This is a genomic window from Pseudomonas sp. NPDC089758 (genome assembly GCF_044748705.1).
In the GTDB taxonomy this organism is placed as follows: Bacteria; Pseudomonadota; Gammaproteobacteria; order Pseudomonadales; family Pseudomonadaceae; genus Aquipseudomonas; species Aquipseudomonas putida_X.
Genome location: NZ_JBIVGN010000004.1, coordinates 1 through 14,510, shown reverse-complemented (window position 1 = coordinate 14,510; position 14,510 = coordinate 1). Strand labels below are relative to the sequence as shown.

Here is a 14,510-nt window from a genome sequence, read left to right as displayed (position 1 = left end):
CAAGCATATGCAATTGAATTGCCAAGTTGCCTGACAGCGCCTCGACGAGGACGCTGAAAACAGGTTGCAGCCCATGCACGTCAAGGGCTCAGAGCAAGAAGAAAAGCTGTGGTGGGGTAAAAACCAGACGTTTTTCACACTGGACGGCATTGCGCCATCCTGGGGCGTTCGGTAACAGACTGCTCCGTTTGGAAGCGTTACCAGGTTACTCTCGACCGATTGCAATGGCCCTGTCGCCTGCAAGCCGGCGGATCAGGGCCACTACATCCACTTATAGAGGGGACAGCTCGATCACGCAGCAGCGCCCGAGCACATCAATCTCCTGCAGGCGGGTGTTTTCGCTCACCTGCAAGCAGTCGTACAACCCCAGTGGCGGCTGCAGTTGCCCATCGATGCTCGCCTGCAATTGCGCCTGGCCACTGAACACGAGCACGGTGCTGGCCGCACTGAGCAGCCGGCTGCCACCGTTGAACCATTGCAGCCGGGCGCGGTAACGCCCAGGCGCATAGATCAGGTTGAAATCGCGAATCGGCCCGCCCAGCAGACTACAGTTCACCTGGCTTTCACCACTGAAGGCATAGGCATCGAAGGGCAACAGCGGCCGGCTGGATTCGCCGTCCACCGTCAAACGCATGCCATCGCCCTGCAGCACGGTGATGATGCGTTGGTAGCCGGCAAAGCTCGAAAAACCGCCGGACGCCTCAATGTCGGCAATCGACAGCCGCCAACCGAAGCCATCAAGCCCATCGCCGGTATCGCGGGTGATTTCTTCGGTAAACCCGCCACCGTTCTTCCACGGCATGCGCGGGTACTCTTCGGCATGCAACCAGTGTATCTGCCTCATTTGCTGAATCGCCCTTCCAGACGATGACGAGACCCCGGATGGATCAGGCGCGCTGCGGTCACCGGCTGACGCCCGGACCAGGTACGGCGACGGATCAGCAGGCAAGGCTCGCCACGCTCGATCGTCAACAGTTGGCATTCGTCAGGCTCGGCAAGGATGGCCTCGACCACATGCTCGCCCTCCGTCAGCGGCGCCACCTGCGACAGGTAGGCGTAGGGCGTCTGCAGGGTAAAGTCCTGCTTGAGGTAGTCTGGAGCGATCTGCGCGTTGACGTAGCGATCCTCGATCTGCACCGGCACGCCGTTTTCGTAATGCACGATCAGCGAATGGAACACTCGCTGACCTTCACGCATGTCCAGGGCCAGCGCGCGCTCGGAACCGGCCATCTCCTCGGCCAAGGTGATCACCTGGCAGCTATGCTGGTGGCCACGCGCGGCGATTTCGTCGGCAATGTTGTGAACTTCGAACAGCGCTGACTGGGTCTTGGGTTCGGCAACGAAAGTGCCGACGCCCTGCATCCGCACCAGCAGCCCATCAGCCGTGAGCTCGCGCAACGCACGGTTGATGGTCATGCGGCTGAAGCCAAGCTGGCTGACCAGTTCGCTCTCGGACGGCACCCGGTGGTGCGGGGGCCAGCTGCCACTTTCGATCTGCTGGATGATCATCTGCTTGACCCGGGCGTACAACGGCGCCGGGCCCTCGCCCATCGGGGCGACCAGCGCGGGGACAGGAGGTGTCGGCACGGCGTGGATCCTTGTGCGGAATGAATGAACGGTAGCTTGCCGCAGTTTACCCGGCAGGCAAACGGCTGTATATGTATATACAAGCTGAACACTCACAGGATAGCGCAATGCCCGCCTACTACGCCGAACGTGCCCTGCTGCCCACCGGTTGGGCCCACAATGTCCGCCTGGAGGTGGCCGCCGATGGTCATCTGGTGGGGGTCCAGGCCGATGCTACGGCCGAGGGCGCCGAACACCTCAAAGGGCCGGTACTGCCCGGCATGCCCAACCTGCACTCGCACGCGTTCCAGCGCGCGATGGCCGGCCTGGCCGAAGTGGCGGGCAATCCCAACGACAGCTTCTGGACCTGGCGCGAACTGATGTATCGCCTGGTCGGCAAAATCACCCCCGAGCAACTGCAGGTCATCGCCCGTCAGCTCTACATCGAGATGCTCAAGGCCGGCTACACCTCGGTGGCCGAGTTTCACTACGTGCACCATGACCCGGCGGGCAAGGCCTATGCCGACCCAACCGAGCTGTCCCGGCGCATCAGCGCGGCGGCGGCCAGCAGCGGTATCGGCCTGACCCTGCTGCCGGTGCTGTACAGCCATGCCGGCTTCGGTGGCCAGCCGCCCAACCAGGGGCAGCGGCGCTTCATCAATTCCACCGAGCAGTACCTGCAACTGCACGCGCAACTCGCAGCGACGATCGCCGCACAACCCGCGCAGCAGCTGGGCTTGTGCTTCCACTCACTGCGGGCGGTGACGCCAGGGCAGATCGCCCAGGTGTTGGCAGCAGGCGATCAGCAATGTCCAATCCACATTCATATCGCCGAGCAGCAGAAGGAAGTCGACGACTGCCTGGCCTGGAGCGGCCTGCGCCCATTGCAGTGGCTGTATGAGCATGTGCAGGTCGATGCGCGCTGGTGCCTGGTGCACGCCACCCACGCGCAGGCTGACGAAGTGGCAGCCATGGCCAGCAGTGGCGCGGTGGCCGGGTTGTGCCTGACCACCGAAGCCAACCTGGGTGACGGGATTTTCCCGGCGGTGGACTACCTGAGCCAGGGTGGGCGGATCGGTATCGGCTCTGACAGCCATGTCTCACTGAGCGTGGTCGAAGAGCTGCGCTGGCTGGAATATGGCCAGCGCCTTCGTGACCAACGGCGCAACCGGCTTTATCGCGACGATCAGCCGAGGGTCGGCCGTACGCTGTATGGCGCGGCGCTGATGGGTGGGGCTCAGGCAGTCGGGCAGCCTGTGGGGGCGCTGGCCGTGGGCAAACGTGCCGACTGGCTGGTGCTCGATGGGCAAGACCCGTATATCGCCACGGCCGACGAAGATGCAATTCTCAACCGCTGGCTGTTTGCCGGTGGCGACCGCCAGGTGCGCGATGTGATGGTCAACGGGCAGTGGGTGGTGCGCCAGGGGCGGCACGGGCAGGAGGAAGAAAGCGCTCGGGCGTTTGTCGAGGTGTTGCGACAGCTGTTGGGCTGACGACAGAGGGCCGCAAAGCGGCCTCTATGCCCTCAATGCATCTGCACGATCTGCTTGTCCGCCATTCGCCAGATCAGCCGGCTGGTGTCGTAGCCCTGCTGACGGGCCTTGGCCAGCAGGCTCTCGCGCTCCCATGCCGGCAGCGTCGGTGTACGCGACAGGATCCACAGGTACCTGCGGTCGGGGCTGCCGACGATCGCCGAGCGGTAGTGGTCGTCCACGTACAGGATCCAGTACTCCCCCTTGGTCAGGCCAGGGACCAGGCGGGTGAACCAGTTGTCGAACTCCACCCACAGCCTGTCGGTATGCCCCGGCTGCTGGATGTTGGCATGCCCCTCGGCGCGCAGCCACTCGTCACCCATCGTGCGGCAGCGGCTCAGCACCCCGTACGAACCGTCAGGCTTGAGGTTGTAATGCGCTTCGGACTGAGCGCATTCGCTCTGGTACGGCATCGGCAAGCGCGCCAGCTCGTACCATTTGCCTTGATAGCGCTTGAGGTCGACATTGCCGGCGGTCTTGGGCGCCAGCGGGTCATTGGCCGACGTGGCGCAGCCACCCAACAGCATCACCAGGCACAACCCCAGCAGCAGGTGCAGACGCGTCATTTGAGGCCCTGCCCTGAATACATCAGTACCTTGTCGGCCGCGTATTGCACGCTGATGAAGCTCTTTTCGTCCCCCCAGGTACAGCTGCTCATGCCCAGTGCGCCGGAGCACTCGGTGGGCGTGCCGAGCAGTTGCTCGACCTCGGCCTTGTTCATGCCGGCCTTGAGCTTGGAATAGTTTTCCTGGTTGATCTTGCTGCACGCAGTCAGGATGACGCACAGGGACAACAGGGCGAGGGAACGCAACGACATGAAGGAACACTCCTGAATGGTGGGCGCAGGCGAGAGGCCTGCAGGGACCTTCGACGGGAAAAACGGTCCCTGGTTCCCTGCCATGCCCTTTTCGTTCCACACCATTGGTCGGCGGGCGCTGCGCAAACGATTAATGTTTTGCCATGGCGAGTCGACACAGCGAGCACGCTGTGACGCGTGATCGCAGCACTCCTTTGCCTTGCCTTGTGCAGACCCCAAAAAAATGACCAAGAATCTCAAGTTCAGCCACAAGATCCTGCTGGCCGCCGCCCTGGTGGTGGCCGTCGCCTTTACCTGTTTCGTGCTGTTCAACGACTACCGCCAACGCCAGTCCCTGCGCAGCGATACCCAGGCCAACCTGCAGGACCTCGGCCGCCTCACCGCAGGCAACATCCGCACCTGGCTCGACAGCCGCGTTCAGCTGCTGGCCTCGCTGGCCCAGCAGATTGCCGTCGATGGCCCGGGCAAGAGCAGCCTCGACAGAAGCCTGGCGCTGCCGGTGTACGCCAGCAATTTCCAGCTCACCTATTTCGGCGGCCAGGACGGCAGCATGCTGTCGGTGCCGGCCGGCAACCGCGCCGCCGACTACGACCCTCGTGCGCGCGGCTGGTACAAGGCAGCCAGTGCAGGCAGCCAGACCATCGTGACCGAACCGTACATTTCGGCTTCTGCCGGCAAGCTGGTCATCACCCTGGCCGCTCCCGTGCAGCAAGGGGGCCGGCTGATAGGCGTCAGCGGCGTGGACACCGACCTGCAAACCATCAGCAACCTGATCAACACGCTCGACTTCGATGGCCACGGCCACGCCTTCATCGTCAACGGCGAAGGCAAGATCCTGATCCACCCCAAGGCCGACCTGGCGCTCAAGACCTTGGCGGATGTCTACCCGGACAACACGCCGCACATCACTGGCGGCCTTGAAGAAGTGGTGCTCGATGGACGCAAGCAGTTCATCAGCTTCACCCACGTCGACGGCGTGCCCTCGGCGGACTGGTATGTGGCGCTGGTGGTCGACCAGGACGCGGCCTTCGCCATGCTCGGCGAGCTGCGAACCTCGGCCATCGTCGCGACGATGATCGCGATACTGGTCATCATCGCCCTGCTCGGCCTGCTGATCCGCGTGCTGATGGAGCCGTTGCACCTGATGGGCCGGGCCATGCATGACATTGCCGAAGGCGAAGGTGACCTGACCCGGCGCCTGGCCATCCACGCGCAGGACGAGTTCGGCAGCCTTGCCCAGTCATTCAACCGTTTCGTCGAGCGCATTCATGAGTCGATCCGCGAAGTGGCCTCGGCCACTGGCCAGGTCAATGCGGTAGCCACGCAGGTAGTGAGCGCCTCGAATGCCTCCATCTGCAACGCCGACCAGCAGTCCAGCCGCACCAACAGCGTGGCCGCGGCCATCAACCAGCTGGGTGCCGCAGCCCAGGAGATCGCCCAGAACGCAGCGCTGGCCTCGCAACACTCCAGTGAGGCACGCGGCCTGGCCGAGGACGGCCAGCAGGTGGTCGGGCGCACCATCGACGTGATGAACCAGCTGTCGGCGCGCATCAGCGATTCATGCGGCAACATTGAAACGCTCAATGCCCACACCGCCAACATCGGGCAGATTCTCGATGTAATCAGCGGCATTTCCCAACAGACCAACCTGCTGGCACTCAACGCCGCGATCGAGGCGGCCCGTGCCGGTGAAGCCGGGCGAGGTTTTGCCGTGGTCGCCGACGAGGTCCGCAACCTGGCGCACCGCACCCAAGAGTCGGCGCAGCAGGTTCAGCGCCTGATCGAAGAATTGCAGGCCGGTGCACAGATGGCCGTCAGCACCATGAACCAGAGCCGTGAACACAGCGACCAGAGCGTCGGGATCGCCAACCAGGCGGGTGCGCGCCTGGGCAGCGTGACCCAGCGCATTGGCGAAATCGATGGCATGAACCAGTCAGTGGCTACCGCTACCGAGGAGCAGACGGCGGTGGTCGAGTCGATCAATGTCGACATCACCGAGATCAATACGCTGAATCAGGAAGGGGTGCAGAACCTGCAGAGCACGTTGCGTGCCTGCACCGACCTTGAACACCAGGTCGAGCGGTTGAAGCATCTGGTGGGTAGTTTCAGGATCTGAAACGAATGGGGGCCGCGTTGCGGCCCCATTCGTTACTCAAAACCTGGAGCCTGGCTCCAGCAAAAAGTCCATCTCTTCACTGGTGCTTGGCCGCTCCAGCAGCAGATTGCGATGCGGGAAGCGCCCGAACCGGGCAATCACCCGCTGGTGCTGCTCGGCATAATCCAGGAACCCCTCGAACAACCGCCGGTTGGCCTCGGGCTGCTCATCCAGCAGCATCTGGTAACGTTCCACGCACAGGTTCTGCCAGTCCAGCACCTCGGCATGCTCGAGCACCAGCAGCACGAATACCCGCTGGATCGGCAACAGCTGGTAATCCCAGCCCTTCTGCAACCCCTGCAGGGCCACTACTTGGGCACGCCGGTCGCCCTCGAAGGCACGCGGCGTGTCGCGGTAGATCATGCGCGGCAGCTGGTCCAGCAGTATCAGCAGGCCGAGCCACCCCTGCGGGCTTTGCTGCCACTCCTCGAGCCCGCCCGCCAGGGCATGCTCGACAAGCTCGCCAAACAGCGCATGCGCTTCGGCATCATGATGCTTGCCGAACCACAGCGTGCTCTTCTCGTCAGCCACGGCCTGGGGACTGGAGCCCCAACCGAACCACCACTCCAGCAACGGCTGCCAAGGTGCGAGCATGATTTACTCCTTGTGATAGGCGGTGACGCGCTCGACCTCTTCCTTCGAGCCGAGAATCACCGATACACGCTGGTGCAGGCTCTCTGGCTTGATGTCGAGGATGCGTTCGTAACCGTTGGTGGAGGCGCCGCCGGCCTGCTCGATGATGAACGACATCGGGTTGGCTTCGTACATCAGGCGCAGCTTGCCCGGCTTGCTCGGCTCGCGGGCGTCGCGCGGGTACATGAACAGACCGCCACGGGTCAGGATACGGTGCACGTCGGCCACCATCGAGGCGATCCAGCGCATGTTGTAGTTCTTTTTCAGCGGCCCGGTCTCACCGGCCAGCAGTTCGCCCACGTAGCGCTGAACCGGGGCTTCCCAGTGGCGCTGGTTGGACATGTTGATGGCGAACTCGGCGGTGGTTGCCGGGACCTGGATGTTTTCGTGGGTCAGGACGAAGCTGCCCAGCTCACGGTCCAGGGTGAAGCCCTTGACGCCGTTGCCCAGGGTCAGGATCAGCATGGTCTGCGGGCCATAGATGGCATAACCGGCGGCGACCTGCTCGGTACCTGGCTGCAGGAAGGCGTTTTCGTTCAGGGTTTCGTTCTGGCTCAGGTATTCATTGGGGCAACGCAGTACCGAGAAGATGGTACCGACCGAAACGTTGACGTCGATGTTCGACGAGCCGTCCAGCGGGTCGAAGACCAGCAGGTAGGCACCTTTGGGGTATCTGCCCGGGATCTGGTAGGCGTTGTCCATTTCCTCGGACGCCATGCCGGCCAGGTGGCCACCCCACTCGTTGGCCTCGAGCAGGATATCGTTGGAAATAACGTCGAGCTTCTTCTGCACTTCGCCCTGTACGTTTTCAGTGCCCATGCTGCCCAGCACGCCGCCGAGGGCGCCCTTGGACACGTGATGGCTGATTTCCTTGCACGCACGCGCCACCACTTCGATCAGGAAGCGCAGATCGGCAGGGGTATTGTTGCTGCGGGTCTGCTCAATCAGATAGCGACTCAGGGTAACGCGGGACATGTATGGCTCCGAAAGGATGGGGGAGAAAAACCCCCGCAGTTTACAGGGAGAGTTCAATGCTAGCGAGTAAAGAGACACGCCTGGGCAGTCAGACGGCACATCGGGTCGGTAGTTCAGCGCTCGCCAGGCCAGTGGTCAGGTGGGGCCGCTGTGCGGCCCCCAGGCTCAATCCAGCACCTTCCAGATCTCGGTCGCATACTCGCGAATGGTCCGGTCCGAAGAGAACCACCCCATCCGTGCGGTATTGAGCACCGCCATCCGCCACCACTCCTGGGGCGTATGCCACAACTCCTCCACCCGCTGCTGGGCATCCCAGTAGGCATCGAAGTCGGCACAGACCAGGAAGCGGTCGTAAGCCACCAGCCCGTCGATCAGCCCGGTATAGCGTGACGGGTCATCGGGAGAGAACACGCCACTGCGAACCGCCTGCAGCACATCGTTCAAGCGGTTGGAGGCGGCGATCGCGGCCACGGCGCCAAAATCGCCGGCACGCTTGCGCGCCTCCACCTGCTGCGCGGTCAGGCCGAAAATGAACATGTTGTCGGCACCCACCTGTTCGCACATCTCCACGTTGGCGCCATCGAGGGTACCGATGGTGAGCGCACCGTTGAGCCCGAACTTCATGTTGCTGGTGCCCGACGCTTCGTAGCCGGCCGTGGAAATCTGTTCCGACAGGTCCGCCGCCGGGATGATGCTCTCGGCCAGGCTGACGTTGTAGTTGGGCAGGAACACCACCTTGAGCAGGCCGCGCACGGTGGGGTCGTTGTTGACCACCCGGGCGATGTCATTGGCCAGCTTGATGATCAGCTTGGCCTGGTGATAGCTGGCTGCAGCCTTGCCGGCAAAGATCTTCACCCGCGGCACCCAGTTGGTGCCCGGGTCGTTACGAATGGCCTGGTACAGCGCCACGGTGTGCAGCAGGTTGAGCAGCTGGCGCTTGTACTCGTGGATGCGCTTGACCTGCACATCGAACAGCGCCTCTGGGTTGACCGTGACGCCCACGCGGTCCTGGATGATGCTGGCCAACGCGCGCTTGCTGTGCAGGCGCTGCTCGGCGAACTGCTTGAGGAAGACGCCCTTGTCGGCGAACGGTACCAGGTTGGCCAGGCGCCCTTGCGGGTCGTCGAGCAACTCTGGCCCCAGGGCTTCCACCAGCATCGACGTCAACTTCGGGTTGGACTGGTACAGCCAGCGGCGGAAGGTAATGCCGTTGGTCTTGTTGTTGATCCGCTGGGGGTACAGCTTGTGCAACTCGGCGAACACCGTGCTTTTCATCAGCTTGCTGTGCAGCGCCGATACCCCGTTGACGCTGTGCGAGCCCAGAAACGCAAGGTTGCCCATGCGCACCCGGCGGCCGTTGTCTTCCTCGATCAGCGACACCGCCCGCAGCACATCGAAGTCATGCAGGCCCTTCGCGCGCAGGGCATCGATATGGTAGGCATTGATCAGGTAGATGATCTGCATGTGCCGCGGCAGCATGCGCTCCATCAAGGCCACCGGCCACGTCTCCAGCGCCTCGGGCAGCAGGGTGTGGTTTGTGTAGGCCAGGGTGCCGACGGTCAGCTCCCAGGCTTTCTCCCACGGAATTTCATGCTGGTCCACCAACAGCCGCATCAATTCGGCGACGGCGATCGACGGGTGCGTGTCGTTGAGCTGGATGGCCGCAGCATCCGGCAGGTTGAGCAAGTCCTTGTGCATGTTCAGATGGCGTCGCAGCAGGTCCTGCAGCGATGCCGACACGAAGAAGTATTCCTGGCGCAGGCGCAATTCCTGCCCCGCTTCGGTGCTGTCGGCCGGGTATAGCACGCGGGAGATGCTCTCGGCGCGAGCCACTTCGGCCACCGCGCCAAGGTGGTCACCGGCATTGAAGCGCTCCAGGTGCAGCTCTTCCAGCGCCCGTGCGCGCCAGAGGCGCAAGGTGTTGACGCTGGAGCCGCGCCAGCCGACCACCGGCGTGTCGTAGGCGACCGCCCGCACCGTCTCGCCCGGCGACCACACCTGACGCTGCTGGCCATGGGTATCGTGCACCGTTTCGACGCTGCCGCCGAAGCTGATCGGGTAGATCACCTCGGCGCGCTCGAACTCCCAAGGGTTACCGAAATCCAGCCAGTTTTCGGTCTGTTCCTGCTGCCATCCGTCGACCATGGCCTGGCGGAACAGCCCGTGTTCATAGCGGATGCCGTAACCGTGGGCGGCGATGCCCAGCGTCGACATGCTCTCCATGAAACAGGCAGCCAGACGGCCCAGGCCACCGTTGCCCAGCGCGGCGTCCGGCTCCAGCAGGCGGATGCGCTCCAGGTCCACGTCCAGCCCCTCCAGCGCATCACGGGCGATGTCCAGCAGGCCTAGGTTGCTCAGGCTGTCGTAGAGCAGGCGCCCGATGAGAAATTCCAGAGAGAGGTAATAGACCCGCTTCTGGCTGCGCCGATAGGCCTGACGGGTGTGATCCATCCAGTGATCGACCATGTGATCGCGCGCAGCCAGGGCTATGGCCTCGAACCAGTCGTGGTCAAAGGCGTGCTCCGGGTCCTTGCCGACCGCGTAGGTCAGTTTGTCCAGTACAGCGGCGCGAAAGTCGGCCACCTCGGCGTCACGTGCTTTGGGTTCCTGGGACATGTGGCATCCTCGGGCAAATTGGCGAAAGTGGCGGGAGAGTGTTGAGACTAGACCCTTCGACAGGGAGTGACAGTCTCCGTTCGCAGTTTTCATGCCGGCTTGGCCAATCCGGCAAAAGGTTGTTCACAAATTGAACAACTCCGGTATCATCGCGCGCCCCAAGACCGTGATCCACCCCTTATAACGATGAAAACGACCCTGATTGCCGCAGCCGAAGTCGACCGCCTGGAAACCTGGCAACGCTATGCCAGCCACATGTGCGGGGGCTGTCATTCGACCTGCTGCACCCTGCCTGTGGAAGTGAAGATCAAAGACCTGATCCGCATCGGCGTGGTGGACGAGTTCGAAAAGGACGAACCGCCGAAGAACGTGGCCAAACGCCTGCAAAAGGAAGGCATCATCGAGCGATTCAACCAGAAGTCGGGGATCTTCACCCTGACCCGGATGAGCAACGATGACTGCATGTACCTGGATCGTAAGAGCCGGCTGTGCACCATTTATGACAAGCGGCCCGATACCTGCCGCAACCACCCGAAGGTCGGGCCGCGGCCGGGGTATTGTGCTTACAAGCCGAAAGCACCCGGACGTTGACGAGCCATCTGAGACCCAATAGACTTTTAACCGTCTTGATGTACACGGAGCTTCCTTCGGGAAGTGTCTAGACGCCGCCATCTGGTTCCGGCCGTGCCGGTTGATGGGATTAGTCCCTAAGGGCATCCGCGATACGACCCCCTTCATTGGGGGTTTCGTATTTTTACAGGTTGCTATCGCCTTACAGGCCGTCGAATCGGCTCATTTCTCAGTTTCTTCAGCATCAGCAACCAGCCTTTAATCTTCTCGTGCCGCTTCTGCGCCGTAGGCCGATTCGAAGGATGGCCAGGGTCACGCACATAAGCACTTTCCACATGGAGTTTCAGGCTACGGGGCGAGTCTCGACGCAAGTTGAAATACACCTCATATCGACTGCCCTCCGGATACCCGAACTGATTACCCTCGATGGTCAACCAGTTGCTATGCCCAGTAAATAGGCACTGTCGCTCAGGCAACGAAGCAATAACCGAAGGCAACTGAACTGACAGCTTGTGACGACCAGGGCAGAAGGCACGGCGAATTCCCCGATGATCGATCAAGAGGTGATCGTGCCCCATATGTTCGAAGTCCAGTTCAGTACCTTGCTTGGGACCCTAGCTGACGCAGTGACTTGAGTACTCGACCGCCAGTGCTACTTCCCCCATGCCCCGATCAGCCAGGCCCGGGATCTTCAACTGATGTGAGATTGGACGCAAATGAAGCAGACTCCATGAACTGCCTGCGACCTCGATCTGGCCACGAGCCAAGTGTTCCTTCCACCCCTTTGCCCTTCATTTTCAGCCTTCAATCAATTGCCAACAGGCAGCGTACTGAGGCCATCGGCTATTGCCAAAGACAGCTTGGTAAGTAATTGAGTAGAAAGAAACATGCTGTAACCGACACTGGAAATATCGGTTTCCAGTTTGCCCAAAATCAAGTCTTCACACCTCCGACCCAAGGCAACTCAACACTGTGCATCTATTCCACTAAGAAAATTTCCCACTATTGATACAGATAGTTCCTACAGGTTTGGGCTGGCGACATCAGCCCTCGCGAAATACCCTACAAACCCTGTCGACTCGCGTCTGATTGTTACTGGAAAGCTGTCCCCCTAGGCTTTCCAGGTCGCTGAACAGTTCAGCGATCGAGGTGTGGAAACCTCGGCAATTCAACATGGAGGCTGTCGTCATGACAGCTGTACGCGGGAGGCTTCCGAGCCTACCGGGTTTTCCATGTGCCTGGTTTTCCACCCCGTGTGCAGCTGTCACCCCAATGTGTGGAAACGGACGGGTGGCACATGAATGACATGGAGCCGATATGAAAAAGCTAGTCCCTGACCCACCCCACCACTTCGACCTCCCAGACGGCACGACCCTCACCCACGCCATCTGCGAAAACCTCGTCCCCCTCGACCACGTCGTGGTCAACATCACCCATTACCTGATGATCGCCTACAACCACAGCCACCGCGCCCTCGACTGCATCGAGGATGACCGCACGCGGGAGACGCTGGTGAATGGCTTGCGGGCCATGCAGTTGGCCTGGGGACAGGCGGATGCCTTATCGCTCGCCTTGGAACGTGCCGGCAGCACGCGCCTTTTCGCGGGCATGCCCGCCCCCACAGGGACTGTGCAATGCCCGAGGCCTGCGCCGTACCTGTGGGAGCGGGCGAGCCCGCGGAACCGGCGAAGCCGGTGCCATCCACAACAACACTCCGGGTGAAAAACCAATGACCGAAAACAACCAGACCACCCTCGGCAAAACCTGCTTCTACCAGGGCGATGAGCACAAACGACCCCTGTTCCAGGTCTGCGCAGGCATCCCCTGCCAGGACGCCCGAGACCAAGCCTCCGAACTGCTGGGATGCGTGCGCGACCTGACCCTTACCGCCGTCATGGACAACGACCCGCAACTGATCTGGGCCGCACACTACCTCAGTGCATTGGCCAAGGCCCTGCTGGACGATGCCGAACTGGGCATGCGGCACTGAGCCAGCGCTTCACGCGCTTTCTGCCGGGAAGCTGCGGCAAGCACCGCCGTGATCCGTCGGCGGATGCGCGGGATATGTCTGCGGCAGCACGCTGACCGGGCTGGTGGCGATGAAGCCATCAGCGAACTTCGCTTCGACGAACTGCGCCTGCCACCCCGTTGCTGGCGCCGTGCGTTGCAGGGTGAAGTGTTGCTGAGGGTCCAGCGTCTCGGACTGGTAGCGAACCGCGCAGGCATAGCGGAAATCGCGATCCTGGCTGTTGTTTGCCGTCCATACCCTCACTGCCACGGGCGGCTCGGACAAGTCGACAGCCATCAGCCCAGGTTGCCCGCCCTCTGACACCTGCACGCTCGGCAGCGCTTTGCCATCGCGCAGGCGTGTCACCGCCGGCACCAAGGTGCTGACCACCTGCTGACGCACCCCACCGTGGTCCGAGTTCGGCAACACTCTCAGGCTGGTCTGGCCTGGCAGGCGTTGCTGATAATCGGTGACGGGGTCGGGCGCGAAGAAATCATCGCCGCTGGCAGACACCAGATACTTGGGAATCGCCAGGCGCTGCCCCTCCTCGCTCAGGTACTGCATCGGGTCCATCATCGCCATGAGCCGCTCGAATGCCGGGGTGCCCAGTTGTTGCAGCACACCGGCCTGCTGGTAGGAGCCCAGTGCCAAGGGCCAGTGACCGCCATAGCGCTTGCGCAATCCAGCCAGCATGTCCGAGGTGTCCGCCACGTCGATTACGGCAGGCACGATGGCGATCACCCGCTCATCGGCCAGCGCCGTGAGCCACGCGCTCCAGCCACGCTTGGAGGCACCTGTGATGATGAAACTGTCCACCGTGAGCCCTTGCTTACCCAGTTCCAGTTCGGCCAGGTCCATCGCCCGGCTCGCCGCCGCAGCCATCGGCACATGCAGGGGTAGTTCCGGCGCGGCACCGCGCAGCGAATGTGCCCAGGTATGCGCCACGGCGTCATCCTCGCGCAGGGGCTTCTCGACATCACTGAAGGTCACGTACTGGTTGGGCGCATCGCTGATCATGACCACGGCCATCTGCGACTTGAGAGCCACTTCGCGCAATGCTTCACGGGTATAGTCCGGGCTCTGCGCCGGCCCGTGCCGCACGCCGTTGTTCACCACCAGCAAGGCTTTGCCGGGCACTGCATTGCGCGGCACATGCAGCTCGACGTCGTGCTCCCAGCGACGCGGTTCAACCACCGGCACTGGGTCCCACACCTGCGAAACCATCTGCAAGCGACGGAAATCGTAGCCAGGTTCAGAGGCCTGTTCGAGCAGCACGGCCTCCAGAGGCTTCTGCCGCACATCGCCGATGTGGCAGTGAACGACTTCCTGCGGGCGCAGGCCGCTACAGTCCTGCAGAGCGCTGGCATGGAAACTGGCCATCAGGCAGGGGATGGCAAGCGCAAATCGGTACTTCATGGGCGTGCTTCCTCTGGAGAAAGCACGTCACGCTAGGCGGCCCTACAACCGTACACAAGGCGTGAACACGCCTGAAAGAAGTTCCCTACACCAGCTTGAGACATAGACTACAACTCGCATCTCCAGACAATCGAGTAGGAGGCGGGTTCACACCCGCCGTCCTCTCACACCACCGTGCGTACGGTTCCGTACACGGCGGTTCAGGCTATGCGGCTAAGCCGG

At 62.2% G+C, this 14,510-nt stretch carries 12 protein-coding genes and 2 pseudogenes; 6 read left to right on the top strand and 8 right to left on the bottom strand.

Features of this window, described 5'->3' with window-relative positions; genetic code table 11:
- Positions 1 to 271: 271 nt before the first annotated feature.
- Together ACIPZH_RS06600 and hutC are read right to left on the bottom strand one after the other, a co-directional pair.
- The gene (locus ACIPZH_RS06600; RefSeq protein WP_241804109.1) at positions 272 to 844 is read right to left on the bottom strand and encodes a HutD family protein; all 573 of its coding nucleotides are present in this window, start codon (positions 842 to 844) and stop codon (positions 272 to 274) included.
- A complete protein-coding gene (hutC, locus tag ACIPZH_RS06595) occupies positions 841 to 1,551 on the bottom strand; it encodes a histidine utilization repressor (RefSeq protein ID WP_400635882.1) in 711 nt (236 codons plus the stop codon). Before hutC ends, ACIPZH_RS06600 begins: the two co-directional genes overlap by 4 nt.
- A gap of 143 nt (positions 1,552 to 1,694) precedes the next feature.
- Here hutC and ACIPZH_RS06590 point away from each other — a divergent pair, with 143 nt between their 5' ends.
- A complete protein-coding gene (locus ACIPZH_RS06590; RefSeq protein ID WP_400635629.1) occupies positions 1,695 to 3,059 on the top strand; it encodes a formimidoylglutamate deiminase in 1,365 nt (454 codons plus the stop codon).
- A gap of 32 nt (positions 3,060 to 3,091) precedes the next feature.
- Here the strand turns inward: ACIPZH_RS06590 and ACIPZH_RS06585 are convergent, their stop codons facing one another.
- On the bottom strand, positions 3,092 to 3,664 hold the full coding sequence (locus ACIPZH_RS06585; protein ID WP_241804111.1) for a lipocalin family protein: 573 nt from the start codon (positions 3,662 to 3,664) through the stop codon (positions 3,092 to 3,094).
- Positions 3,661 to 3,915, bottom strand: coding sequence for an outer membrane protein assembly factor BamE (bamE, locus tag ACIPZH_RS06580; protein ID WP_012312368.1), 255 nt, complete (start codon positions 3,913 to 3,915; stop codon positions 3,661 to 3,663). Before bamE ends, ACIPZH_RS06585 begins: the two co-directional genes overlap by 4 nt.
- 223 nt (positions 3,916 to 4,138) lie before the next feature.
- Here bamE and ACIPZH_RS06575 point away from each other — a divergent pair.
- Both ACIPZH_RS06575 and ACIPZH_RS06570 read left to right on the top strand, forming a co-directional pair.
- Positions 4,139 to 5,176 (top strand): annotated as a pseudogene (locus ACIPZH_RS06575) (cache domain-containing protein); the annotation flags it as partial.
- A gap of 24 nt (positions 5,177 to 5,200) precedes the next feature.
- A complete protein-coding gene (locus ACIPZH_RS06570; RefSeq protein ID WP_372490520.1) occupies positions 5,201 to 6,031 on the top strand; it encodes a methyl-accepting chemotaxis protein in 831 nt (276 codons plus the stop codon).
- 36 nt (positions 6,032 to 6,067) lie between these two features.
- On the opposite strand, the gene ACIPZH_RS06565 is transcribed toward ACIPZH_RS06570, so the two are convergent.
- From ACIPZH_RS06565 to ACIPZH_RS06555, 3 genes are all read right to left on the bottom strand, one after another.
- Positions 6,068 to 6,664 carry a DUF924 family protein gene (locus tag ACIPZH_RS06565; protein WP_400624644.1) on the bottom strand — a complete coding sequence of 199 codons (597 nt, stop codon included), beginning with the start codon at positions 6,662 to 6,664 and terminating at the stop codon, positions 6,068 to 6,070.
- A gap of 3 nt (positions 6,665 to 6,667) precedes the next feature.
- Positions 6,668 to 7,678 (bottom strand): class 1 fructose-bisphosphatase, encoded by a 1,011-nt coding sequence (locus ACIPZH_RS06560; protein ID WP_012312365.1) that lies wholly within the window; start codon positions 7,676 to 7,678, stop codon positions 6,668 to 6,670.
- Between the two features lie 165 nt (positions 7,679 to 7,843).
- A complete protein-coding gene (locus tag ACIPZH_RS06555) occupies positions 7,844 to 10,294 on the bottom strand; it encodes a glycogen/starch/alpha-glucan phosphorylase (RefSeq protein ID WP_400635627.1) in 2,451 nt (816 codons plus the stop codon).
- A gap of 186 nt (positions 10,295 to 10,480) precedes the next feature.
- On the opposite strand from ACIPZH_RS06555, the gene ACIPZH_RS06550 reads away from it, so the two are divergent.
- From ACIPZH_RS06550 to ACIPZH_RS06540, 3 genes and pseudogenes are all read left to right on the top strand, one after another.
- Positions 10,481 to 10,885 (top strand): YkgJ family cysteine cluster protein, encoded by a 405-nt coding sequence (locus ACIPZH_RS06550; RefSeq protein ID WP_241804115.1) that lies wholly within the window; start codon positions 10,481 to 10,483, stop codon positions 10,883 to 10,885.
- Positions 10,886 to 12,181: 1,296 nt separating this feature from the next.
- Positions 12,182 to 12,454, top strand: a pseudogene (locus ACIPZH_RS06545) (hypothetical protein); the annotation flags it as partial.
- 139 nt (positions 12,455 to 12,593) lie between these two features.
- Positions 12,594 to 12,854: a DUF3077 domain-containing protein gene (locus tag ACIPZH_RS06540; protein ID WP_400635625.1), complete on the top strand. Its 261-nt coding sequence runs from the start codon at positions 12,594 to 12,596 to the stop codon at positions 12,852 to 12,854.
- A 9-nt stretch (positions 12,855 to 12,863) separates the two neighbouring features.
- On the opposite strand, the gene ACIPZH_RS06535 is transcribed toward ACIPZH_RS06540, so the two are convergent.
- Positions 12,864 to 14,288 (bottom strand): PhoPQ-activated protein PqaA family protein, encoded by a 1,425-nt coding sequence (locus tag ACIPZH_RS06535; protein WP_400624637.1) that lies wholly within the window; start codon positions 14,286 to 14,288, stop codon positions 12,864 to 12,866.
- Positions 14,289 to 14,510: the final 222 nt, after the last annotated feature.

Bases quoted from the DNA above. Each gene is read 5' to 3' on its own strand.
- bamE (WP_012312368.1), bottom strand. From the start codon at position 3,915: ATGTCGTTGCGTTCCCTCGCCCTGTTGTCCCTGTGCGTCATCCTGACT.
- ACIPZH_RS06565 (WP_400624644.1), bottom strand. From the start codon at position 6,664: ATGCTCGCACCTTGGCAGCCGTTGCTGGAGTGGTGGTTCGGTTGGGGC.
- ACIPZH_RS06590 (WP_400635629.1), top strand. From the start codon at position 1,695: ATGCCCGCCTACTACGCCGAACGTGCCCTGCTGCCCACCGGTTGGGCC.
- hutC (WP_400635882.1), bottom strand. From the start codon at position 1,551: ATGGGCGAGGGCCCGGCGCCGTTGTACGCCCGGGTCAAGCAGATGATC.
- ACIPZH_RS06540 (WP_400635625.1), top strand. From the start codon at position 12,594: ATGACCGAAAACAACCAGACCACCCTCGGCAAAACCTGCTTCTACCAG.
- ACIPZH_RS06585 (WP_241804111.1), bottom strand. From the start codon at position 3,664: ATGACGCGTCTGCACCTGCTGCTGGGGTTGTGCCTGGTGATGCTGTTG.
- ACIPZH_RS06555 (WP_400635627.1), bottom strand. From the start codon at position 10,294: ATGTCCCAGGAACCCAAAGCACGTGACGCCGAGGTGGCCGACTTTCGC.
- ACIPZH_RS06550 (WP_241804115.1), top strand. From the start codon at position 10,481: ATGAAAACGACCCTGATTGCCGCAGCCGAAGTCGACCGCCTGGAAACC.
- ACIPZH_RS06535 (WP_400624637.1), bottom strand. From the start codon at position 14,288: ATGAAGTACCGATTTGCGCTTGCCATCCCCTGCCTGATGGCCAGTTTC.
- ACIPZH_RS06600 (WP_241804109.1), bottom strand. From the start codon at position 844: ATGAGGCAGATACACTGGTTGCATGCCGAAGAGTACCCGCGCATGCCG.
- ACIPZH_RS06560 (WP_012312365.1), bottom strand. From the start codon at position 7,678: ATGTCCCGCGTTACCCTGAGTCGCTATCTGATTGAGCAGACCCGCAGC.